The sequence below is a fragment of the Chloroherpetonaceae bacterium genome (assembly GCA_033763895.1).
In the GTDB taxonomy this organism is placed as follows: Bacteria; Bacteroidota; Chlorobiia; order Chlorobiales; family Thermochlorobacteraceae; genus JANRJQ01.
Window position 1 is genome coordinate 84,267 of sequence record JANRJQ010000008.1, and the last position, 21,117, is coordinate 105,383.

A 21,117-nucleotide genomic window follows, 5' to 3' on the forward strand; every position below is an offset into this window, starting at 1 on the left:
GAAGTGGATTCCTTCTTAAAAGGTACTAAGATTAATGAAATCACTGACCATCTTTTCAGACGCGAGTCTGCGAAGATGGTCTCAGTGCTTACTTCAATCTTAGGGAATGATCATTTCGACTTAGCCGAAGATGTGGTACAAGAAACTTTGCTACAGGCTCTAAAAGAATGGCGTTTTAAGGGCGTACCGGATAACCCAAGTGGTTGGCTTTTTACGGTAGCGAAAAACAAAGCCCTTGATGTTATTCGTAGAGATAAAAAACACATTCAATTGAGCGCAGCATTATCTGACTTAATTGAAGAACGCTCAACTCAATCTAATCCTCATCCGCTTTTTGAACATGATTATTTTTTGGATGAAGAAATTAAGATGATGTTTGTTTGTGCAAATCCAGATTTACCGCAAGAGTCACAAATCGCAATCATTTTAAAGGTGCTCTGTGGGTTTAACAACAAAGAAATTGCAAATGCCTTTTTAATTTCCCCAATTGCTGTAGAAAAAAGACTTACTAGGGCAAAAGAGATGCTCAGAGAAACTAAAATATCATTCAACCCATTATCTGAACCTGAAGTAACGGAGAAAACGCAAACGGTTTTAATGTCTTTATACTTACTCTTTAATGAAGGATATAATTCAAGTATTTCAAGCTCTATAATCAGGGAGGAGCTTATGGATGAAGCGATAAGACTTACTGCGATGCTCTTGCATATCGAAAGTACTTCTATTCCGGAAACATACGCTTTGCTTTCTCTGATGCTCTTTCATTATTCTCGAACGAAGAGCCGATTAGATGAGACAGGAAATATCATTTTATTAAAACATCAAAATAGATCTCGATGGGACCAATCAATGATTTCTTTAGGTCTCAATTTTTATAGAAAATCATTGTATGGAAATAATATTAGTAAATTTCATATTGAATCCTCCATTGCTTTAGAACATATCAAAGCAGAGACCTATGAAAAAACTGATTGGAATCAACTCATACATTTATACGATATGCTTTATTCGTTGGAACCATCTCCGATTGTCGCCTTGAATCGTGCCGTAGTCTATGGTGAAGTATATGGGCCGGATTATGCTCTAAAGTCTATTTTTTCCGATGAAACTACTTCTAACCTTAAAGACTCTCATTTTCTCTTTTCTGTTATCGGAGAATTGTACTTAATGAAAAATGACATCAACAATGCATTGATTAGTTATGAAAAATCTTTAGTACTCTGTAAATCAGAAAAAGAAAAGTTTTTAATTATTTCAAAAATTAATGACATTATCGAAAAGAATTCTAACCTTAATAGTTTATAAAACATGAAAGAAAGGACTGAATGGATTAATAATCTAAGAACAGCTATTACAATTTTAGTGGTTGCCCATCACGCTTCACTTTCATACACAACTTTTGCTAAATTTGACTCAACTAGGTATATTAATTCAACTCATCCAATTGTTGACACTCAACGATCATTAGCTTTAGATATCTTTGAAAATTTTAATGATATCTTTTTCATGTCCTTGATGTTTTTGATAGGCGGTTTTTTTTTGAATCAAAGCTTTATAAAAAAGGGTTTTTATGACTTTCTGAAAGACCGATTTTACCGCTTAGCCATTCCATTTATTTTCAGTACTTTTTTTATGTGGATTGCTTATTTTCCTCCTTATATTGTAGCCACAAATTCTTATGACTTTATCTCACATATATTTGATTTTTTTTCACAACAAGATTGGCCTTCTGGACCTCCGTGGTTTATATGGGTTCTTTTTGTATTTAACTTTATTTTTGCCCTTACTTACAAGTTTTTTCCTTTTCTTCCATCTAGTTATAACTCCATTGGCTATCCTTTAAATAACAAGCGTATCTTGTTTTCCCTTTTTATTTTCTTTCTACTCATTTACATCTCTTTTGTACCCTTAGCAATGTCAGTTGGTATAGGAACTTGGATTGGGTATGGTCCGTTAGATTTTCAATTACCACGAATTTTACAGTACTTCTTATTTTTTGCTTTAGGGATATATCTTGGAAAAATTGATTTTAATAATAATCTTTTTTCGATAAATTCCTTTCTCGTCAAAAATTCTTTTATTTGGCTAGCAGTTTCAATATTTTTTTATTCTCTTCTTACATTAAATGATTACTTCGGGTTTTTACGATCCTTGGTTCTCAACAACATCCTTCCTGAACTTATTGCTTGGTTAGTTTATTTTTCTATTTACCTACTGAGTTGTTTATTTTCCTGTTTAACGTTCCTTACTATCACCAAGAAGTATTTCAACTCATCAAATCAATTTATTGAATTTTTGAATAATAATGCATACTTATTATACTTAATTCATTTTGTTTTTTTAATTTGGTTTCAATTTTTATTTACATTTTTTTCTTTACACCCAATAATTAAGTTTTTCTTTGTTTTTATTTTTTCTTTACTTGCCAGTAATTTACTATCTGTTTATTTGCGCAAAATTAAAATTATTCGAATTTATCTTTAGCCTTCATGAATCAAGATCAACCAAAACAAACGCATAAACTCCTTACCCTTTTTAAACATTTTTTTTCAATAATAATTCCTACACTGCTAGGTGTTTTTATTGGTTTAGCAGGAAGTAATTATCAGAAACAAAAGGAATTAATGACTTATCAAGAAAAAATATTGGTTGCTATTTTGGAGGAACATCGTAATAATTCAATTGAGATAAAACACCAATTAACCCTTCATAATTTGTTAATTGATTCGTTATCTAAATATAATTCTGCAACAAATGTAAAGGTTATTGACATTATTCAAACTCTAAAGGGATTTAAAACTCCTACTATTCGATCAATCTTTTGGAAGTCTTTGGTTTCAGTGAATCTTCTTACCATAGAACTTGCTCGATTTGAACTCCTATCAAAAATTCAAAGTGAAACCGATAATTATTATTATCTCGAAAAAAAAATTGCTGATAAGCTTTATAACTCTTTGTATTCTTCATCAAAAGAAGATAAGGCCGTATTGGCTATAATGATAAGTGATTTGGTGTTTTTTGAAAACTCGCTATTGTCCTATTATCAACAATACGAGACGCTCTACCTGAAGTATGATTAGTGTATTTTGATAATTTTTTCACTTTTCTCATCCGTTTTGCTGGGGAAGTTTGTCTTAAATGTGTTCTCAAGTTCTGAGAACCTTGTAACACAACTTCTTGATGTATGAAAACGAATTTAAGATTAGCCATTCGAGGCATATTGTTTATGCTCGTTCTTAGTGGAAGTGCTTTTGCACAGACCAATTCTCAACCATTAAAACATAAACTTGAAACCCTGCACGGGACTTATTCCGACCAAATTGCTGTGGACTGGGGGAGAGGCACTTACGGCAAAAGTGTTTTTACTTTTAACAATGGGCACTGGACACTTCATTTCACTCTTGCCTTGGATTCACTTTTAAAAAATCCGGTGTTCGTTTTCCGAACCGTGGGTTTCTATAAAGTCATTGAGCCCAATTCTTCACTCCCGAATACCTTCAATGCCATTTTTTATGAAGATAAAAAGTGGGTGACACTTAAAACATCAGACCCTAAATTGGCTGAAGCCTTTGGCCTTTCGAGCTGCGGATTATTGCCAAACATCGAAAAGGATATTTCTGAAACGGGTTGCTCATTATGGAAACCCGTAAAGGCGTGCAATGAAGATCATGATTTGCTTTCGCTTGACAGCGAAGGCCGACTTTACTTTGGCTTAAGACCACCGGACAACGATATGTGCACCCCAGAAAAACGCCCCAAAACATTGTATCTGCCGGTAATTAAACAAAAAAATTAAGGAGCAAGGATGAATCATATCGCAAAGAAACTTGTCAACTTGATTGAAAAACAAGATTTTAGTGGTGCTCGGCAAAGCTTGTACCATCCAAATTGCAAAAGCATAGAACCCGGTAGCGAAGCCTTAATTGGAATTCAGGCACTTGGCGAAAAAGAAGCAAAGTGGCGAAGCGGGATAGAAGTTATTAACTCTGTTCGATGTTCTGAACCGATTTATGGTGGGCGTTATTTTGCAATTGGCATCACTTGGCAAATTACTTATAAAGGGCAATCGCCAACATTTTGGGAAGAATTAGCCTTATTTGAAGTTCAAAACGAAAAAATAATTTCTGAACAGTTTTTTTACACCGCTTGAAACAATGAATAGCCAATTTCATAGTCATGAAGAGGCATTGAAAGGCGCAATGGATGGTAACATCCACGCCTTTCATTTTTTATTCGACGCCTTTCGTCCACAGCTCAGAAGTTACATCTTTCGGCTTACAGCCAATTTTGATGATGCCGAAGATTTGGTTCACGACACTTTTCTTCGCGCCTTCGATCATATTTCCACATACCGTGGGGAAGCGGCACTGAAATCGTGGGTGTTCCAAATCGCAACGAATTTGGCGTTGAATCTTCTTTCTACGCGAGCCCGTTGGGTGCCGGATGTGAAGCAACGCGCAAAGGCTTTAGCACTGAGCAACTCGGAGGTAATGGATTCAGTTCTTAACACATTGAAGGAGAATCCTGCTGAAAAGTATGAACTCACCGAGCATATTGATGCATGTTTTACTTGCCTTTCTAAAACACTTCCATTAGACGAACAAATCGCTGTGATTTTGAAGGATGTTTATGATTTTTCACTTGCAGAAATGTGTTTGATTTTGGAGAAATCGGAAGGTAAAGTGAAATATTTGCTTCAAGGTGGGAGAAAAAAATTGATGGAAATTTTCGAGCACAAATGCGCACTCATCAGCAAAATGGGCGTTTGCCATCAATGCAGCGAGTTAAATGGAATATTTAATTCGAAGCAGCAAGCCGAGGAGGAAGAATCGAAACTTGATTTAGTCAAAAATCGGGAAAGATATGAACGAGAAGCGCTTTACAGTTTAAGAGTGGAACTTATACGCGGCATTGACCCGCTTCAAAGCCGGGGGCCGCGGATTCAAGCGGCGTTGCTGAAGGTTGACCGAATGGCAATGGGTGAAGTCAGCCTTCCCTGATTAGGGTTTTACCAACATCACTTTTTCTTCTTTGTGCTTTCTTGTTTTTGAATTGAAGATTGATAGCGTTCTACCCAAGTTGAAACGGTAATTTTTGTAGCAAGTGATTTGATCAAGTCATAGGGAATGGCGTCGGGCTTTTTGAATCGAAGGCAGCTTTTCCCCATATCTAATTTTGAAGAGACCGATTTCGCATACTCCTCTTGAAACCATTTGAGAAGGGATTCATCGCTATAAAGCGCCATATGATAAAGCGCGATATGGCTTTTCTGAGACGCAATAGAAATAAATGGGAGCGGGTCTTTGGGGTTGGTGTGGTAGCCGTCAGGGAAAATCGTGTGTGGAACGACATAACTAATCATGCCATATTGCATCACTTCCTCAAAACCTTTCGGAAGAGCCTCTTTCACTGTTTTGCGAAGCTTTGAAATCGCGGCTTTTCGGTCTTCAGGTAAGCTTTCGATGTAGGCATCGGGGGTTTTGGCTTCATTTTTCATTTGATTTCATTCGATTTGTTTTTCTTACCAAAAGAAAAATACTTAAATGAATGAAAACAAAACCCAAAAATTCCAACTTACTCCAATCCATTCCTTCTGAAATTTGCCATTGGGTGAAATTAACTTTAGAATAAAGGAATAATAAAAAACTGATGCTATTCCAAAGAAAAATGGTGCGAAGTGTTTGTGGTGAATAAATTTCCTGAATTTGAATCACCCTAAAAATCAAAATGGCACCAATCACACCAAGAAACTCCTCGCAAAAGCCCAAAAAATGGGTTTTTTGAAACGGAAATTCATATAGCACGTTTCTTACAAACAGATAGGATGAAAGGAGATTTCCATTCAGAAACGGTCTTAAACTAATCGCCAAAAGTGCACTAATAAAAAAGTACTCAACCCAATTTTCCTTTTTCATAAATGTTCATCAAACTCTCAATTATAATGTTATTAGTAACCAAAGAGTAATTTGCTTCGGCTCGGGAAGTACGCTTTTGCAATTTCTACAAAGAGAAAACTATAGGCAAACGTGAATACGATAAGTATGAAGGTATTATTGCTAATGGCAAGCGATTCATATCCAACGGCTTTTTCTAAAATCATAATCACCCATTGATGCAGAAAAAATATGGGAAGGCTTCTTTCAGAAATAAATTTTAACGGAGCACTCACCTTGGTTACCCATTTCGTAAATAATACCCACAAAAAAATGATGATGAAACCTTCTTTCAAATAAAAAAGATCAAACCCGTTAAGGGTCAAAAATGACTCCTTATGCAAATTCAAGTGGGTTTGAAAGAGGTTTACTTGTATGAATGAAAGAAGGGTTGCCGAAATGCCAAAATAAATCAAAGCTTTTTTTGGCATATTTAGAATTTTCATTTCATACTTCGCAGCTAATATTCCCATCAAATAAAAAACGCTGAATGTAATGGAAGAATGAATTGGCGAAATATTATCGAACGATTTTTGCGAGAATCCTGAAACAATGAATAATATAACGAGAATCGAAATCTGCCACTTTAAATCAATCCGACTAAATCGAATAAACAGTGGCGATAGTAAAAAAAAGATAAAAATGGTGGGAATAAACCAATAAGGAATGGCAATTCTTCCTGTCCATAAGTAATTGAAGTAAAGTTCTATCCATTCAAACAAAGAGTAATTAGCCTTTTCTTCTGTAAAATGCCGGACATAAGGCGGAAGTTTCTCGAAAATAAAATAAAGCGATAAAAACACACCAGTTAAAACGGCATAGGGAATTAAAATTGTTTTTGCGCGTTTGGTTAGGAATGTTAAAAAATTAAACTCTGATTCCGACCCTTTTTGAAATAGAAATCCGGAAACAAAAAGAAAAATGCTTGAACCTCCCGAAATGAGCCGCAGAATTGTCATTTCAAAAATGTTTTCAGCATTTTTCCCTCCAATGCAGTGCGTTACGACCACCATTATCACTGCGATCGCACGAATTCCATCGATTGATGCATTTCTTCTTTGTAACTCTTGATTCATTTTTTTCAAGTTTACTTCGGTGCAAAAAATCAGGCGCGAATCCCTCACGCCTGATATTTGATACAATTAGATCGCTTTAAGGCTGTTTATTCCGCAGTTTCACCATTTGTAAGATTGACCGAATAGGACTTTCCATTGACGACAACCGTTGCGGCTTGATTGCCTAAGAAGGTTATTGATACCGTGTAAGTGGCCGAACTTCCTGTTGAAAGTGCAACAGCAATTGTGCCCGATGCGGTGCCGCTAAGAATGCGTTTGGTTGCTCGGCTGACTTGCAGGTTAGAAACCGTTAAGGAAATCGTGCTTGTAAACACTGCTTTTTGACGCACCTTTGAAGTTTGACTGCCATTTCTGGTGTAGGTTCCGTTCACACTAAAAGCCGTTGCGGTAGGGAGAATGCCGCCGATTGTGAGGCTTGCGTTTGCACTATCGTTTGAAGAAACACGCGGCAAGTCGTAAGTGCCTTTCATTGAATAGGTGAAGGTTGCGGAAGTTGGGGGCGTGTTTAAGGCGTAGGCATAAGAAAATTGATAATTATAGGTTCGTGTACCTGTGTTTTTGACCTTTGAAATGGTGGTGTCAAAATTGCTGAATTCAACTGAAGGGATTTCGATGCTTTTCAGGGTTTCGCTTGATGCCGGTTCTGAGAGAATGACGGCGTCGCTCATTTGCGCTGCCAAACCGTTGGTTGCATCGCCATCACCTAAGCTTGCAGCAACTGCGTCCGCAGCATCGGCTTCTTCTACGCCGGCGGTTTCAAGGCCATTCTCTTTGCAGGAGCTTAGTGATAATGCAAAAACCAGAAAAATAAAAGTGTGTTTTAAGACGGAGTGTACAATTTGGCGTTTCATATTGATTTTATGTTAAGTAATGAAAGACGCCTATTGGAGTGTTGAGAGCCTTATTTTGTTTAATGTGATTTTGAATTCATTGATGAAAATCACAAAAAAGTTGTTCAATAATATTTTTCCTAAATGCGATTAAACCCTTCGAGATTTATCACCGTCTAAACGCATTTCTTCCTTCTTTACAGATTTTGACTGACCTGCCCAAAGTTTTTGATACCCCTCTATTCAAATTGCCAACCTTAAATAGATCTTGATTTTTTGCAAGTGATTGAATCGAAATGAGAAATGATAATGATGAGAGTCTTGAAATGGGTTAAGAACGGAAAGCAGAATCAGGCATTGAAGGGTTACTTTTTGCCGGCATTCTCTTCAACTTCAAATTGAACCCCCATCTTCCCTAAGTCGCTAAAGAAAGTCACGGGTTCGATATAAAGGCCTTGAAAATGCAAGCCGGGTTCGCGTTTACCTTCGAGGTATTGAATAATGCAAGAAGCAACCGATGCAGCGGTAATGGCATAACCATCTTCGTGGAAAAGGGACATCGTGATTTTCGCGGGCTTATCGTTTCGAATTCCCGAAGCAATGAGCTTTAACATCACTCCGTAAGGCGGGCGAGCAAATTGATCGAAACTCCACCGAAGCAATTTTCCTATCGGATTAAAAACTTGGGCGTGCCCAACTTTAACCGCCGCGACACTCACAGGCAAAACAAGAAAATCTGAAATCCAATTAAATCCTGCAATGTAAAACCCTGTTTCTTCCAAGCTCGGAATCAATACGGGCAGTGGCCACATTTCCTCTAACTTAAGCGGGGCACAGCGGCGATGTCCGAATTTTTTTCCAAAATCCACCCGTATCGAATGACTCCAACTTTCCTTCCACTTTTTCTTTTCAAAGTACGATGGGTGAAAGTCATCCAATTCTTCAGCCAATTCACGCGCGGCGCTTTCCGTGATTTGATTGTTGTTGCTATTGAGTTTGATTAAACTTGCCACATTGGCCTTTTCCAATTTTGAAAATTCGTTGGCGATAAACCGCACCATTGCGGAGGGAATTCCGGGATGAAACCCGCAATCGGTGATAAAGCATCTGCCGCTTTGTTGAATTCGTGGGGCAAGCTTTCTTAGGCCTTTTATCTTTTCTGTCGCAGATAAATTGAGATCAAAATAATCGATGTTTGCTTCTAAAGCAGCCTTCGCGATTTGCGGGTCATTATCCATTGTGCTTGAGGCAACCACAACCATATCCACCTGAACCAGCAAGCGCATTAATTTTTTTGTATCAGACGCATCCACAACCACACAATCCACTCGATTACCGCGATGCTTTGCAGAGAGCGCCGCGACGGCTGCCTCAATTTTAATTTTGTTTCTTGCCGCTAAGATGACAAGCATCGAGGTATGTTCTAAGAGCAAATCCGCTAAGCGAATGCCGACATTGCCGTATCCGCCAAGGATAAGTACGCGTTGCATAAATGTTTGGGTATGATGAATTCAACTCTATTCCATAAGGTAGAGGAGAGCAATGACATTCAAGATTAAATTTTTGTTTCCTAACCTATATTAGCCCCTTCGCTCGCCCATCGCCGTTGTTTTCCTTCGCTTCACCTCTTCTTAGCGAATCTCATTCATCCATCGAGACTTTCGTGCATATCGCGCTTTCATAAAGGAGGCTGAGAGTTGTTTTCAAAGGCTTTCTAAAGCAATAAATAAGGCTTCCGAAAATCGTTTTAAGCTTAAAAACAAAAAATTTATAACCTTAAAACAAATTGTTTTTAGCCTTAAAACAAAATGATTTAAGGTTAAACACTGCTTATTTTTAGCCTAAAAGTCATTTAAAACTGCGTGTTCATTTTGCTGGTAAAAAGCGTAAGATGGCGCATGATTCCACCTCTCCGCCAAAGTGGAAGCCAAATGAAACGAGAAATGAATTGGGATTTTTGAATTTAAGTTTGAATTGCTTGCCCTTGATATCTAAGGCATAGAAACGGTTGAAGTCTGTATTGTATAGCCGCATTCTTAAGTTCCATAATTTGCCACCCGGTTCGTTATTTTGAAAGATATAATAACCTTTTCTTACAAACATTCGCCCAAAAGCGCAGAATTTTTGATAAGATTTTATAATCGCTTTGATTATTTTGTACTTTGTTTATCTCACCATTAAAAATTCTCTAAAACTATGGCAATACAAATCATTAAGGGTAAAGACGGGTTAAACACAGGCGTTTTCGTTCCAATTGAAGAATGGATAACCATTATTCAAAAACATGAAGATTTAAAAAATTTGGTTGACTTGGAACAGAAACCCAAGCGAAAGATCTCTGAGCTTGCCGGTACTCTTTCCCCTGAGGCTGGTGAAGCATTATTGAAACATGTTGCTGATTCTCGAAATGAGTGGGAGGAAAGATTCAACCGTGAACTGAAGTAATGCTATACCTTTGGGATACCAATATCGTGATTCAATTTCTCGCAGGTTCTTTTCCTGAAAATGCAAGGTTATTTTTGACTTCAATTTCAAATGAAGAGCCTTCTCTTTCAGTTGTTACACAAATAGTAGCCTTAAGTTTTAATTTTTTTTCCATAAATGATGAATTGATTATGAATTCATTTATTGATGGGTCAAAAATTATCCCCCTAAATGACTCAATTATTTTAAGAACAATCGAACTAAGGAAAAGTATTAGGATTAAACTCCCAGATGCTATAATCGCTGCAACTGCTTTAGTTTATGATTTCGTATTGATTACGAGAAACACTTCTGATTTTAAGAATATTGAAGGAATAAATCTCTTAAATCCGATTCAATTATGAAATCTTCAAATTATGCCTACTTATTTATCTACTTTATCGACAACCCTCAGGTGATATTTATTCAGAGGGCATAAGATGAGAATTGCTAACCCTTTGAGTTTAAGGCATAGAAACGGTTGAAGTCGGTGTTGTAAAGTCTCGCTCTAAAGTTCCAGATTTTGCCCTCGCCTTCGTTTTCTTGGCCGGAGAAGTAATAGCGGTACCAAGGCGTAGCTCCCCAACCTACAGAACTTGGTGGAAGCATCCAACGCCCAAAGGTATTCTTCCTCAATGGCGATTTATCATTATTAATTTATTTACCCTATTCCTTCACTTTCAGTGCATCGCATTTCCCCGCCTTTTCATACATTGCCCCTCAATGAATTTTTGAAGTATGACTGAAACCATCAAAACCGATATTCTCGTCATCGGCAGCGGGATTGCAGGGCTTTTCTTTGCGCTGAAGTGCTCCGAATTTGCCGATGTTACCATTATCACCAAAAAAGAACGCTCCGATTCCAATACCAACTGGGCACAAGGGGGAATCGCGGCCGTGCTTACGCCTGAAGACTCCTTCGAATCGCACATTGCTGATACGCACGATGCCGGCGCCGGACTTTGCAACAGCGCAACGGTCGAGATTCTCGTGAAAGAAGGGCCGGAGCATGTGCGCAAGCTCATCGAGCTTGGGGTTGAATTCACTCGGGAATCGGGGGCACTACACCTTGTGAAGGAAGGCGGACACTCGGCTTATCGAATTGTGCACGCGGCTGATCTTACCGGAAAGGAAGTTGAAAGGGCGTTGCTTGCACGCGTTGCGGAAAACCCACGCATCACCGTGCTAGAGCATCATGCCGCGATTGAACTAATTACAGAGCACCACTTAGGGAAGAAAACCAATGACATTAATTGTTACGGCGTTTTCGCGCTCGACAGCCAAACCGGTTCTTTCAAAAAAATTCTTGCACGATTTACAATGCTTGCCACCGGCGGTGCAGGTCATGTGTATTTGCACACCACCAACCCCGATATTGCCACCGGCGATGGCGTTGCAATGGCCTACCGCGCCGGAGCGGAAATTCACAATATGGAGTTCGTTCAGTTTCACCCCACTACGCTTTATCATCCCAAAGCCAAATCGTTTCTTATCTCCGAGGCAGTTCGCGGATTTGGCGGCATTTTGCGAACAAAGAACGGCGATTCATTTATGAAAAAATATGATGCGCGCGAATCGCTCGCACCCCGCGATATCGTTGCCCGCGCAATCGATTCAGAACTCAAGCGCACCGGCGATGAATTCGTGTATTTGGATATCACCCATAAAACCGAACATGACATCAAAGAGCACTTTCCTAACATTTATGAAAAGTGTCTTTCCTTTGGAATTGATATCGCGCGTGAAATGATACCCGTTGTCCCCGCGGCACATTACTTCTGCGGCGGCGTAGCAACAGACTTGAAAGGCGCAAGCACCATTCAGCGGCTTTACGCGTGCGGCGAGGTTTCTTCAACCGGCGTTCACGGCGCCAACCGATTGGCAAGTAACTCGCTTTTGGAAGCGCTTGTCTTTTCACACCGAGCCTACCGAGATATCATTGTCAATTTTGATACCGTTAAAAATTCCGTTGATTTTCCCGATTGGGATGAAAGCGGCACCGAAAGCCCCGAAGAGTGGATTCTCATTTCTCATAACCGCAAAGAAGTTCAGCAGGTGATGAACGATTATGTGGGAATTGTCCGTAGTGACTTGCGGCTCGAACGCGCTCGGCGGCGGATTGAATTTTTGAAAGATGAGACCGAGGCATTCTACAAAAAAACCAAAGTTTCATCGGAACTGATTGAACTGCGCAACATTATCAAAGTGGCAAAGTTGGTTGTGGAAGCAGCAATGAAACGGCGAGAATCGCGCGGGCTGCATTACACTACCGATTACCCTCAGCGAGATAACAAGCATTTTCTTCATAATACCATTCTCCGTTCCTTCTGATGACGACACACTATGAGCGGCTTGGCGGTGAAGCTAAGGTTCGCGAACTCGCCGAGACTTTTTACCGAATTATGGATACAGACCCAAACGCGAAAACCATTCGCGCCCTGCATCCTTTTTCGCTGCATGAATCCACAGAAAAATTTTTCTATTTCCTTTCGGGTTGGACAGGCGGGCCGCCGCTCTATACCGACCGCTTCGGTCATCCGCGTTTGCGGGCAAGGCATCTTCCCTTTCCTATCGGAGAGAAGGAGCGCGATGAATGGCTTTATTGTATGCAAAAAGCACTGAATGAAGTTGTGGCAGATGAATCACTCAAGTTCGAACTCTTGGGCTCCTTTGCTCGCACGGCTGATTTTATGCGGAATAAAGAAGGATAATTTTTCTTCGATTCAACCGGTTTCTTTTTCACATCTCAATTCATCTTTTCACCAACATCATTTTTCAGAAAGCCATTGCATAACTTTTGGGAAGAGTTGATGAATGGCGTGAACGCTTCTAAAAGAATCGCTCTCATTTCCATACACCAAAAGCGGAACGGGGTTTAGTGTATGCTGTTCGGTGGAAAGGTCTTCAAAATTTCCGTGATCGCTGGTTAGAACAAGAAGTGTATGGCGAGGGTCGATTTGTGAAATGATTTCGCATAAAAATCCTTCAAGCCGCCGAATAATTTCAGATGAGGGAAGCTTTACGCGGGCGTGCCCGGCAAGGTCGGGGAGAAAGAATTCGAAAAAAACAGCCGTACCATCTTTTGCACAGTTCATCGCATTTCTCGCGGCTTCTTCAGGTGAGATTTCTTCGATCTCGGGATTTCCGTGTTCAAGATTTTTTTTCCACCACGCGCCTGTAATATCTCCCGAAACGGCTCTACCCGCCTTCAATTCCGGCACAGAAAAAAAGGCTTGACCAGCCAAAGCTGCGGCTTCAAAGAGAACTGAGGAACGAATTTTTCCTATCTGCCGAAGTTTCAGGCATGTTTCAATAAAGATGTTTGGATATGCATTCAGGTATATCGTTTTTAACCCAAGTTCGTTTAGGCACGTGAAGGGATTGAATTCACTTAGGAGCGGCTTTAAGCTTGAAGGCAGATGTGGGCCGAAGTGCCTTCCAAACCGCTCTGCCCCATTGATTCCGGTATAAATCGAAAACTGCCCTGTGCCGCTTTGACCAGCACCGGCCACATCAAGTCCGGCGTCGATTGGGAGAAGAAGAAAATCGTGAAGGGTTGATTTCGCAAGTGGTGTTACAAATTCGGTTCCGGTTAAAGCCTTGAGCCGTTTCATTGGAAACACGGAGAGTGGATTTGTTTCAGAAGCAGAACCAAGCCCAAGCCCATCCACAAAAATGAAGATGAGATTTTTCTCCCTCATTCAATCGTTCCCTTTTCAGTTTTTCTGCGGCGAAGCCTTTTGGCGTCGAAACAGTACCCAATTTTTCATGATATAACTATAAACACCGTAGCTCACCATTGCAGCAAAAATGCCAATCACAAACCCACCCAACACATCGCTTGGATAATGAACCCCCACATAAATTCTTGACCAACCTACAAGCAGGGTATAAACCCCGAGTGTCCACACAAAGGCTCGATCAATATTTCTTTGCTGCTCGCTTGTCTTCCAAAAGAAAAAGAAAATGATGGTGAATACTGCCATTGTATTCGCGGCGTGAGAGGAGGCAAAAGAAAATGAGCGAGATTGATCGACCAAAAGCCGAACATTTTCAAGCGCAAAACAGGGGCGGGTTCGTGCAACGAGCGGCTTAAAGAAACCGGAAGCGATTTGATCGGCAATGGCAATGGAAATCACAGCAAGAAGAACAATTACCACACCATCCCACTTTCTTCGGTAAACCGTGAAGAGTGCAACACCCGCAGCAATCCACCACGATTTCTTCAATGTTGTGAGATACACCAAGAGCGTATCCCAAAAGGGATTCGAGAGGGTTTCGTTGAGAAATCGAAACAGCCCAACATCAACCTGATATAGCCACTCTATCATTTCTTTGTTGTTTCGGCAATTGGATAAAATGTGGCGGTGATTCCAAACGTCTGTTCGCCATTCTTCTGATTTGATTTTTCACATTCTTCAATCCACGCCTCAAATTGTGCTTGAAGTTTTGTGGCTTTCTCTTTTGAAGTGCGAATTTGCAGGCGCCGAAAAAAGGGATGCGAACCACTGCTTTTAATCAATTTTTTATTCAAGCTCTCTTTGAGCTCAGAAAGTGTGGCTTGCAAGGCCGAAGAGAATGTCAGTTCAGAACTTTTTGATTTCTCTTCATCGGTATCGAGCCTTACTTCAAAAAGAACGGGAGAGAGGGTGAAATGCTTGGCTATAGCTTGATAATACTTTTCAAGCGTTCCGCGGTTTTGTTTCGTGTGTGTGAGTTTAATGAGTCCGGCGGATTCGAGGGTTTCAACGTGATGATACAGTTTATTCACGTTCTCGCCTAAGTATTCTGCCACTTGTTTTGTTGTCATGCTTTGCTCGCTCAGGACATTTAAAATCTTTAGCCTTAAAGGATCCGCAATGGCTTTGATTTGCTCTAATTCGCGTAGCATGTAGATATCGGTCATAACTCTTCTTTCACTTCTTTGGTTAAGCGGCGAATATAAAACAAAAAGCCCGCTTGGTTTTTGCAGGCTTTTTGTAAAGAATTTTTCCCTGAGTTTTGTTGAAAAATCAAAAAAATTCGCTTTTCCAAATGCAATTTGTCATAGAAATTTTTCTCCGCGAATCACCTCAGCATCAGTGAGATAAGCAATGAGACTGTAACGGTTGAAATAGTCTTGTGAAAGTTTTTCAACAATTTTTTCCGCCATTGCCTCTCCAACCAATACTTCCAAGCGAATATTTTCTCCTTCCCACTCACTCATTCGTTCCATTGCTTCCCCTTTTCCAGTTGCCTTTTCGATGGTGTAACCTTTCACACCGAGAACAGAAAGTTCATTTGTAAGTGAACTTTGAAGCGTGTCTTCGGCAATAATGGTAATGCACTTTAGCTTAACCGTTTTCATTTCTCCTCCTACACATGATAAAGTAATTTTGCAAAGTAATGATACAGCGGCAACCCAACGATGATGTTGAATGGGAAGGTTATCGCTAAAGAGGCGGTCAGATAAAGCGTTGGCGAGGCTTGCGGTAACGCTACACGGCAGGCCGCAGGTGCGGCAATGTAGGAAGCGCTAGCAGCAAGCACACCAAGGATAGTTGCACCACCTAAGCTTAGCCCCGCAAGTTTTCCTAAGTAAATACCGAGCATTGCGTGAAGAATGGGCATCACAATCCCAAAGCCAAAAATAAACGGGCCGACTTTTTTCAAATCGCTAAACCTGCGCCCGGCAACAAGCCCAGCTTCCAAAAGAAAGAGCGTAAGAATGCCACGAAACGGTAAATCGAAAAACGGTGAAACTTGCTCCCATCCACGTTTCCCACAGGCAAGCCCGATGATCAGAAAACCGATCATCAGATAATTACTTTTCCCAGCAATTAACTCTTTAAGCACTGAAGTAAGTGATGCGTCTACACTTTGACTTTTTCCATCCGTTTTTTTCAAAGCAATTCTCGCTGTGAGTATCGCAATGATAATCGCCGGAAACTCCATAATAGTTAAGAGCCCGGGCATAAAGCCTTCATAGAGTGCACCACTTGCTTTGAGCATCTCATCGGTCATCGCAGGGTTTTGCTGAAGAAATGCTGCTTTAAGATTATCATGAAAGGCAAGGGCTTCTGCAAAAGTTACGGCAGAAACAGAGCCGTAATGTGCTGCCAAAGCTGCGGCATCGGCGATTTCAAATTTCCCTAAGTGGCGAAGCAACTGATACGACCAAATCGGGATCACGATTCCCAGAATCAATGCTGCAATCGCTGGAAATACAATTTCCTGAAACGGTGTAATCGAAAGCTTATATCCACCCTTAATCCCAATGGCAATTAGAAGATAAATGGTTAGCGAAGTGTAGAGTTCTTCCGGAAATTTTAGATCGCTTTTAATCATTGTTGCCACAATACCCAGCACAAAGGCTAAAACCATCGGCGAAAGCAGGGCAACTAATAAAGCTTGTAATTCCATAGTTTATGTGATTGTGGTTATTTCAAGGTTTCGGGTAAAAATTCCACTTCACCCGTTGCGAGGTTATACACTGCCCCTACAATCTTCGATCGTCCTGAACGCATTGATTCTGCAAGAATGGGTTCCAATTGGCGAAGCTGCTCAACTTGCATCCGTACGTTTTCTCTCACCGTTGCATTCAGGACATCGGGCTGTTTGATACGCCCTGCTTTGAGTTCATTTTCAATTTTGAGCGCAGCGGGTTTAATCGCATTCACTAAGGTGATAATGTTTCCGGGCACGGCATTTTTGTAATTGCACGCTGCATTTACAGCCCCGCACTCGGTATGGCCAAGAACCACAATCAAATTTGCACCAAGAACCGCCTCAGCGAATTCGATACTGCCATACGAAGCCCCGGCCGAAACCTGACCCGCAGTGCGAACAATGAATAAATCGCCTAAACCTTCGTCGAAAATGATTTCGTTTGGAACGCGGCTATCGGCACAGCCCACAATGATGGCAAAAGGCTTTTGGCCTTTGGCGACTTCGCGAATTCGCTCCGGGTTTTGACGCGGATGAATGGTTTTGCCTTCCATAAATCGCTTGTTGCCCGCTTTTAAGCGTGCGATGGCGCTATCGGACGAAAGCGGACTGCGGTTCTGAGCCACAACAAAGACGGAGGTGAAAAGGAGGACTGCCAAAATGAAAAGTTTCTGTTTCATATTCGCTTATAAGTTATTATTAAGATTTAATTTAATAAAAGTGACCGCAATTTTATTAAAGTTTTCCTTAATAAACAAGTTTTCACAAATATTTTTAAAAAAACGAATGCTTGAATCTGCTGCAATTTTATAGTTGTATGAAGCAGGCTATGAATTGAAGTGCTTATGTGTGAAGATGTAGGAGGAAGTGGCGATGTTAGAGAGAGGGAAAATGGGGGAAATCAATTAATCTCCGAATGAAATACCCAATGATTTTCCGGAGCGAATGAGGTCGTGTGTGGGTGGTACAAATTTATTTTTTCCGGCTACTTCCGAGATTGGAACGGCCACCATTTGTGCGCCACGCAAAGCAACCATTTTCGCGAATTCACCGCGCATCACCATATGAGCGGCGTAAGAACCAAAGCGTGTTGAAAGAATCCGGTCGAACGCCGTTGGTGTGCCGCCGCGCTGTAAGTGGCCAAGGATTGTAACCCGTACTTCAATGTCCTTTAGAAACTCTTCCAATTCGGCCGCCAAGCGATGACCGACACCTCCCAAACGCAATTGATCGAAGCTTTCCTTCACCATTTTTTGAACCACCAGTTTTCCATCCGTGGCTTTTGCGCCTTCTGCAATGACAATGATTGTAAAGCCTTGTCCTTGTTTATTTCTGTTTTTGCATACTTCAACCACCTTTTCGATATCATATGGGATTTCGGGTAAGAGAATGACATCAGCGCCACCGGCCATTCCGCCGTAAAGCGCGATCCAACCCGCATAACGACCCATCACTTCAATCACCATTACCCGATGATGCGACATCGCGGTGGTATTAATACGATCAATTGACTCACAAACGATTTGAACCGCTGTATAAAACCCGAAGGTTAAATCGGTGGCCATCAAATCATTATCGATGGTTTTCGGAATCCCTACGGTTGGCAATCCCATTTCTGTAAATCGTGCCGCCATCGACATTGTGCCATCTCCGCCGATGGCAATGAGTGCATCAATTCCTAATTTGTGCGCGTCTTCAACAACCCTTTTCGATACATCTTTGAAATCGCCGGTTTCGGGCTGATACTGGCGAAAAGGGTTCGCTTTATTGGATGTACCCAATATGGTTCCTCCAATAGAAAGAATTCCAGAAACATCTTTATTCGTAAGCTCTCGATATTCATTTTCAATCATTCCTCGAAACCCATCGCGATAGCCAATAACCTTGACGCCATAATCAGCAAGAAGCGTTTTTACGGCTGCTCGCAGGGTGGCATTGAGTCCGGAGCAATCTCCCCCAGATGTTAGAATACCAACCGTTTTAATATTCTTTTGAATTTCTCCACTTAATTGCTCTGATGAGCCTTCCATAACAGGTGTAACCGACATTGATAAATGAATTGGTTATGAGCGTTTCAAAAAGTCGCCGTGAATTTAAAGCAGCCGAAGGAATTAAATGAATCTAATTTCAAGAATTCTCTCCCTACACTTGCAAAAGAAGAAATCAAATCATTCAAGGAATATTATTACCCTTTGAATTCCACAGATTGTTTTCAGGATTGATATCCGGGAATTTCTTTTCGGGATCAAGGAGTATCGATTTGATTTTTTTTGGAATAAAAAATCCTGAAAGAAATCGGTTCCCCTTAAACCAAATTTCTACCGGCAAGTCTTTTCGCGCTGTAGTGCCGTCCTCAAAAGTGAGTTCCATTTTCACAGGCATCACCATTGTCCGGAGATTGCGCAATTCAATTTGCACATAATACTTACCGAGCGAATCGCTTTGCATGACGGTATCAATCGACTGATCTAATAATGCGGTTGTATAATACCATCCTCTCCAAAACCAAGCCAAATCTTCGCCTGCCGCATTTTCCATTGTTCTGAAAAAATCTGTCGGTTGTGGATGTTTGTACTTCCATTGTTCAATAAACTCCTTAAAGGCAAAATCGAATTTTTCTGGGCCAAGAACTTCTTCCCGAAGAGTAATCAATGAAAGCGACGCTTTATCATATGCGTTGGCGCCTAAATCCAATATTTCTTCCGGATGTGTTAAAAGCGGTTGATGATTTTCGGAGAGCATATACGGTACAATGGCTCGCCCTTTCGAGACTTGCGCCATCAACTCTGGATACTTTTCCACGGTTCCATAGTGCTCTAAAAATGAATTCAAGCCTTCATCCATCCAAGCATAACGCCGCTCATCATTTTGAACCACCATTGGAAACCACGTATGACCAATTTCATGAAGGGTTACACTGTAAAGGAAAAAATCATTGAAGCGCTCACGACAAAAGATGATCATCGGATATTCCATTCCGCCGGGAACAGCCCCATTGACATTAATCATTGTTTCATACGGGTACGGCATCCATCGAGAAAGATGAATGAGCGATTCACGAACCATTTGAGTCGAGTTTTTCCAAATCTTGGCGGCTTCCTTAGGATAAAGCGACGCTGCGAGAATCGATCGTTCTCGTGCACCATCAATGATCTTCGCTGCCGCGGCATCCCAAATGAATGCAGCTGAACTTGCCCAAGCAAAATCTCTTACATTTTTAGCGGTGTATCTCCAAGTGAGCAAGCCGTTAAGCTTGGGCCTCACAGCGGATGTCGCAAGTTCACTTTCACCAACAATGACAACGGTCTTTTCAGATTGCTTTGCCTCTTTCAATCGGCTTTGAACAAGCGGGGTGAGCACCTCGCTTGGGTTTTGCAAAGTTCCGGTTGCAAGGCAAATATGTGTGGCTGGCACTGTGAGCCTAACATCAAAGTTTCCAAATTCGGTATAGAATTCACCGGCACCAAAGTATTGCTGCGTGTTCCACCCATTTACATCGTCATAAACGCACATCCGAGGATACCACTGAGCAATTTGATAGACCCATCCGCCGCTTAATTCTTCCCTTCCTGTCCGGCCGGTAAGCTGAATCGGGTATTCCCACTCCATTACGATTTCTAACGAATCGTTTGAACTTAGTTCTGTCTTTAGATCGACCCGAAGCATTGTGTCGTTGATGTAATAGCCCGGCCTGTATTTTCCTACTTGCACTGTGTCCTTAAAAGACTCCATCGCTAGCATTTCTTTGGATGAAAGGGCCTTCGGTAACGCTCTCGGAAATCTTGACCGTGCCTTGAGTGGAACATTCACTTCGGGATTTTCCGGCAATTTCTTTTTTGGGAATGATTGAATTTCAAGGTTCGTCAGTGTTAAACCACCTTCGAATTCAAATTCTTTTCGTGAAAAAAGCCCTTCCAAATCCTCAGGTTCAGGCAGGGCAAGTTTCACCCTTCCGTTGGGTTGAAGCTGGTTTTGATCAAGCTGAAGCCAAAGGTAACCCAAGGCATCGGGAGAAAAATTGAAGTATCGAAGTTTCATTTTTCCTTTTACACGGTGCTTGGAAGTATCGAGTTCAGCATCGATAGTATAGTCGGCTCTTTGCTGCCAATAGGCATTTGTCGGAGAACCTTTGGCATTGCGCGTTATACTGGGCGGTGCATATGGCAACGGTCGAAAAGGTGAGGCGTTTTCACTTTCAGGCACAATTCCGGTTTCGCTCGAAATAAACTTTCCCACTTCAATCGTCAACTGATTTTTATCTGTTTGAATTACCGATTCCGTTTTACAAGAAGCAAAAAACAGAATTGAGATCAATAAGAGTGCACGCACGGCACGATGCAAAAAAATCATTTCAAAATTGGTTTGTCGTGAATTAGAAAAATCAGATGG

General features: G+C 40.9%; 24 protein-coding genes. 10 read left to right on the top strand and 14 right to left on the bottom strand.

The window, feature by feature from the left end; genetic code table 11:
* The first annotated feature begins 3 nt into the window (after positions 1 to 3).
* The 6 genes from SFU91_07605 (at position 4) to SFU91_07630 (ending at position 5,000) form a co-directional block, all read left to right on the top strand.
* On the top strand, positions 4 to 1,305 hold the full coding sequence (locus SFU91_07605) for a sigma-70 family RNA polymerase sigma factor (GenBank protein MDX2128883.1): 1,302 nt from the start codon (positions 4 to 6) through the stop codon (positions 1,303 to 1,305).
* Between the two features lie 3 nt (positions 1,306 to 1,308).
* Complete coding sequence (locus SFU91_07610; GenBank protein MDX2128884.1) at positions 1,309 to 2,484, top strand: acyltransferase; 1,176 nt, start codon at positions 1,309 to 1,311, stop codon at positions 2,482 to 2,484.
* A gap of 5 nt (positions 2,485 to 2,489) precedes the next feature.
* Complete coding sequence (locus SFU91_07615) at positions 2,490 to 3,080, top strand: hypothetical protein (GenBank protein MDX2128885.1); 591 nt, start codon at positions 2,490 to 2,492, stop codon at positions 3,078 to 3,080.
* Positions 3,081 to 3,184: 104 nt separating this feature from the next.
* Complete coding sequence (locus tag SFU91_07620) at positions 3,185 to 3,796, top strand: hypothetical protein (GenBank protein ID MDX2128886.1); 612 nt, start codon at positions 3,185 to 3,187, stop codon at positions 3,794 to 3,796.
* Between the two features lie 9 nt (positions 3,797 to 3,805).
* Positions 3,806 to 4,150 (top strand): SnoaL-like domain-containing protein, encoded by a 345-nt coding sequence (locus SFU91_07625; protein MDX2128887.1) that lies wholly within the window; start codon positions 3,806 to 3,808, stop codon positions 4,148 to 4,150.
* Positions 4,151 to 4,154: 4 nt separating this feature from the next.
* On the top strand, positions 4,155 to 5,000 hold the full coding sequence (locus tag SFU91_07630) for an RNA polymerase sigma factor (GenBank protein ID MDX2128888.1): 846 nt from the start codon (positions 4,155 to 4,157) through the stop codon (positions 4,998 to 5,000).
* A 17-nt stretch (positions 5,001 to 5,017) separates the two neighbouring features.
* Here the strand turns inward: SFU91_07630 and SFU91_07635 are convergent, their stop codons facing one another.
* The 5 genes from SFU91_07635 to SFU91_07655 form a co-directional block, all read right to left on the bottom strand.
* Positions 5,018 to 5,497, bottom strand: coding sequence for a DUF1801 domain-containing protein (locus SFU91_07635; GenBank protein MDX2128889.1), 480 nt, complete (start codon positions 5,495 to 5,497; stop codon positions 5,018 to 5,020).
* On the bottom strand, positions 5,487 to 5,915 hold the full coding sequence (locus tag SFU91_07640; protein MDX2128890.1) for a hypothetical protein: 429 nt from the start codon (positions 5,913 to 5,915) through the stop codon (positions 5,487 to 5,489). The genes SFU91_07635 and SFU91_07640 overlap by 11 nt, the downstream gene beginning before the upstream one ends.
* Before the next feature lie 32 nt (positions 5,916 to 5,947).
* Entirely contained in the window at positions 5,948 to 7,009 is a 1,062-nt protein-coding gene (locus tag SFU91_07645; GenBank protein ID MDX2128891.1) for an acyltransferase, read from the bottom strand.
* Between the two features lie 86 nt (positions 7,010 to 7,095).
* Positions 7,096 to 7,860 carry a hypothetical protein gene (locus SFU91_07650; protein ID MDX2128892.1) on the bottom strand — a complete coding sequence of 255 codons (765 nt, stop codon included), beginning with the start codon at positions 7,858 to 7,860 and terminating at the stop codon, positions 7,096 to 7,098.
* A gap of 344 nt (positions 7,861 to 8,204) precedes the next feature.
* Positions 8,205 to 9,329, bottom strand: coding sequence for a saccharopine dehydrogenase NADP-binding domain-containing protein (locus tag SFU91_07655; GenBank protein MDX2128893.1), 1,125 nt, complete (start codon positions 9,327 to 9,329; stop codon positions 8,205 to 8,207).
* Positions 9,330 to 10,035: 706 nt separating this feature from the next.
* On the opposite strand from SFU91_07655, the gene SFU91_07660 reads away from it, so the two are divergent.
* Both SFU91_07660 and SFU91_07665 read left to right on the top strand, forming a co-directional pair.
* On the top strand, positions 10,036 to 10,284 hold the full coding sequence (locus tag SFU91_07660) for a hypothetical protein (GenBank protein ID MDX2128894.1): 249 nt from the start codon (positions 10,036 to 10,038) through the stop codon (positions 10,282 to 10,284).
* Positions 10,284 to 10,667 (top strand): type II toxin-antitoxin system VapC family toxin, encoded by a 384-nt coding sequence (locus tag SFU91_07665; GenBank protein MDX2128895.1) that lies wholly within the window; start codon positions 10,284 to 10,286, stop codon positions 10,665 to 10,667. Before SFU91_07660 ends, SFU91_07665 begins: the two co-directional genes overlap by 1 nt.
* An 85-nt stretch (positions 10,668 to 10,752) precedes the next feature.
* On the opposite strand, the gene SFU91_07670 is transcribed toward SFU91_07665, so the two are convergent.
* Positions 10,753 to 10,938, bottom strand: a complete 186-nt coding sequence (locus SFU91_07670) for a hypothetical protein (GenBank protein MDX2128896.1) — start codon at positions 10,936 to 10,938, stop codon at positions 10,753 to 10,755.
* A 102-nt stretch (positions 10,939 to 11,040) separates the two neighbouring features.
* Between SFU91_07670 and nadB the strand changes: the two genes are divergently transcribed.
* Both nadB and SFU91_07680 read left to right on the top strand, forming a co-directional pair.
* Complete coding sequence (gene nadB, locus SFU91_07675) at positions 11,041 to 12,633, top strand: L-aspartate oxidase (GenBank protein MDX2128897.1); 1,593 nt, start codon at positions 11,041 to 11,043, stop codon at positions 12,631 to 12,633.
* Positions 12,633 to 13,013, top strand: coding sequence for a group II truncated hemoglobin (locus SFU91_07680; GenBank protein ID MDX2128898.1), 381 nt, complete (start codon positions 12,633 to 12,635; stop codon positions 13,011 to 13,013). The genes nadB and SFU91_07680 overlap by 1 nt, the downstream gene beginning before the upstream one ends.
* A 57-nt stretch (positions 13,014 to 13,070) precedes the next feature.
* Here the strand turns inward: SFU91_07680 and SFU91_07685 are convergent, their stop codons facing one another.
* From SFU91_07685 to SFU91_07720, 8 genes are all read right to left on the bottom strand, one after another.
* Positions 13,071 to 14,003 (bottom strand): hypothetical protein, encoded by a 933-nt coding sequence (locus tag SFU91_07685; protein ID MDX2128899.1) that lies wholly within the window; start codon positions 14,001 to 14,003, stop codon positions 13,071 to 13,073.
* Between the two features lie 15 nt (positions 14,004 to 14,018).
* Positions 14,019 to 14,633, bottom strand: coding sequence for a phosphatase PAP2 family protein (locus tag SFU91_07690; protein MDX2128900.1), 615 nt, complete (start codon positions 14,631 to 14,633; stop codon positions 14,019 to 14,021).
* A complete protein-coding gene (locus tag SFU91_07695) occupies positions 14,630 to 15,208 on the bottom strand; it encodes a helix-turn-helix domain-containing protein (GenBank protein MDX2128901.1) in 579 nt (192 codons plus the stop codon). The genes SFU91_07690 and SFU91_07695 overlap by 4 nt, the downstream gene beginning before the upstream one ends.
* A 138-nt stretch (positions 15,209 to 15,346) precedes the next feature.
* On the bottom strand, positions 15,347 to 15,649 hold the full coding sequence (locus tag SFU91_07700) for a hypothetical protein (GenBank protein MDX2128902.1): 303 nt from the start codon (positions 15,647 to 15,649) through the stop codon (positions 15,347 to 15,349).
* A gap of 8 nt (positions 15,650 to 15,657) precedes the next feature.
* Positions 15,658 to 16,704, bottom strand: coding sequence for a sodium-dependent bicarbonate transport family permease (locus SFU91_07705; protein ID MDX2128903.1), 1,047 nt, complete (start codon positions 16,702 to 16,704; stop codon positions 15,658 to 15,660).
* Between the two features lie 17 nt (positions 16,705 to 16,721).
* Positions 16,722 to 17,408: a carbonic anhydrase gene (locus SFU91_07710; GenBank protein MDX2128904.1), complete on the bottom strand. Its 687-nt coding sequence runs from the start codon at positions 17,406 to 17,408 to the stop codon at positions 16,722 to 16,724.
* A gap of 225 nt (positions 17,409 to 17,633) precedes the next feature.
* On the bottom strand, positions 17,634 to 18,776 hold the full coding sequence (locus tag SFU91_07715; protein ID MDX2128905.1) for an ATP-dependent 6-phosphofructokinase: 1,143 nt from the start codon (positions 18,774 to 18,776) through the stop codon (positions 17,634 to 17,636).
* A gap of 124 nt (positions 18,777 to 18,900) precedes the next feature.
* Positions 18,901 to 21,078 carry a M1 family metallopeptidase gene (locus SFU91_07720; protein ID MDX2128906.1) on the bottom strand — a complete coding sequence of 726 codons (2,178 nt, stop codon included), beginning with the start codon at positions 21,076 to 21,078 and terminating at the stop codon, positions 18,901 to 18,903.
* Positions 21,079 to 21,117: the final 39 nt, after the last annotated feature.

What these genes read in the sequence shown, in the direction of transcription:
- SFU91_07650 (MDX2128892.1), bottom strand. Translation starts at nt 7,860, where the DNA reads ATGAAACGCCAAATTGTACACTCCGTCTTAAAACACACTTTTATTTTT.
- SFU91_07660 (MDX2128894.1), top strand. Translation starts at nt 10,036, where the DNA reads ATGGCAATACAAATCATTAAGGGTAAAGACGGGTTAAACACAGGCGTT.
- SFU91_07635 (MDX2128889.1), bottom strand. Translation starts at nt 5,497, where the DNA reads ATGAAAAATGAAGCCAAAACCCCCGATGCCTACATCGAAAGCTTACCT.
- SFU91_07685 (MDX2128899.1), bottom strand. Translation starts at nt 14,003, where the DNA reads ATGAGGGAGAAAAATCTCATCTTCATTTTTGTGGATGGGCTTGGGCTT.
- SFU91_07700 (MDX2128902.1), bottom strand. Translation starts at nt 15,649, where the DNA reads ATGAAAACGGTTAAGCTAAAGTGCATTACCATTATTGCCGAAGACACG.
- nadB (MDX2128897.1), top strand. Translation starts at nt 11,041, where the DNA reads ATGACTGAAACCATCAAAACCGATATTCTCGTCATCGGCAGCGGGATT.
- SFU91_07615 (MDX2128885.1), top strand. Translation starts at nt 2,490, where the DNA reads ATGAATCAAGATCAACCAAAACAAACGCATAAACTCCTTACCCTTTTT.
- SFU91_07690 (MDX2128900.1), bottom strand. Translation starts at nt 14,633, where the DNA reads ATGATAGAGTGGCTATATCAGGTTGATGTTGGGCTGTTTCGATTTCTC.
- SFU91_07645 (MDX2128891.1), bottom strand. Translation starts at nt 7,009, where the DNA reads ATGAATCAAGAGTTACAAAGAAGAAATGCATCAATCGATGGAATTCGT.
- SFU91_07640 (MDX2128890.1), bottom strand. Translation starts at nt 5,915, where the DNA reads ATGAAAAAGGAAAATTGGGTTGAGTACTTTTTTATTAGTGCACTTTTG.
- SFU91_07680 (MDX2128898.1), top strand. Translation starts at nt 12,633, where the DNA reads ATGACGACACACTATGAGCGGCTTGGCGGTGAAGCTAAGGTTCGCGAA.
- SFU91_07695 (MDX2128901.1), bottom strand. Translation starts at nt 15,208, where the DNA reads ATGACCGATATCTACATGCTACGCGAATTAGAGCAAATCAAAGCCATT.
- SFU91_07665 (MDX2128895.1), top strand. Translation starts at nt 10,284, where the DNA reads ATGCTATACCTTTGGGATACCAATATCGTGATTCAATTTCTCGCAGGT.
- SFU91_07610 (MDX2128884.1), top strand. Translation starts at nt 1,309, where the DNA reads ATGAAAGAAAGGACTGAATGGATTAATAATCTAAGAACAGCTATTACA.
- SFU91_07715 (MDX2128905.1), bottom strand. Translation starts at nt 18,776, where the DNA reads ATGTCGGTTACACCTGTTATGGAAGGCTCATCAGAGCAATTAAGTGGA.
- SFU91_07620 (MDX2128886.1), top strand. Translation starts at nt 3,185, where the DNA reads ATGAAAACGAATTTAAGATTAGCCATTCGAGGCATATTGTTTATGCTC.
- SFU91_07710 (MDX2128904.1), bottom strand. Translation starts at nt 17,408, where the DNA reads ATGAAACAGAAACTTTTCATTTTGGCAGTCCTCCTTTTCACCTCCGTC.
- SFU91_07705 (MDX2128903.1), bottom strand. Translation starts at nt 16,704, where the DNA reads ATGGAATTACAAGCTTTATTAGTTGCCCTGCTTTCGCCGATGGTTTTA.
- SFU91_07655 (MDX2128893.1), bottom strand. Translation starts at nt 9,329, where the DNA reads ATGCAACGCGTACTTATCCTTGGCGGATACGGCAATGTCGGCATTCGC.
- SFU91_07720 (MDX2128906.1), bottom strand. Translation starts at nt 21,078, where the DNA reads ATGATTTTTTTGCATCGTGCCGTGCGTGCACTCTTATTGATCTCAATT.
- SFU91_07625 (MDX2128887.1), top strand. Translation starts at nt 3,806, where the DNA reads ATGAATCATATCGCAAAGAAACTTGTCAACTTGATTGAAAAACAAGAT.
- SFU91_07630 (MDX2128888.1), top strand. Translation starts at nt 4,155, where the DNA reads ATGAATAGCCAATTTCATAGTCATGAAGAGGCATTGAAAGGCGCAATG.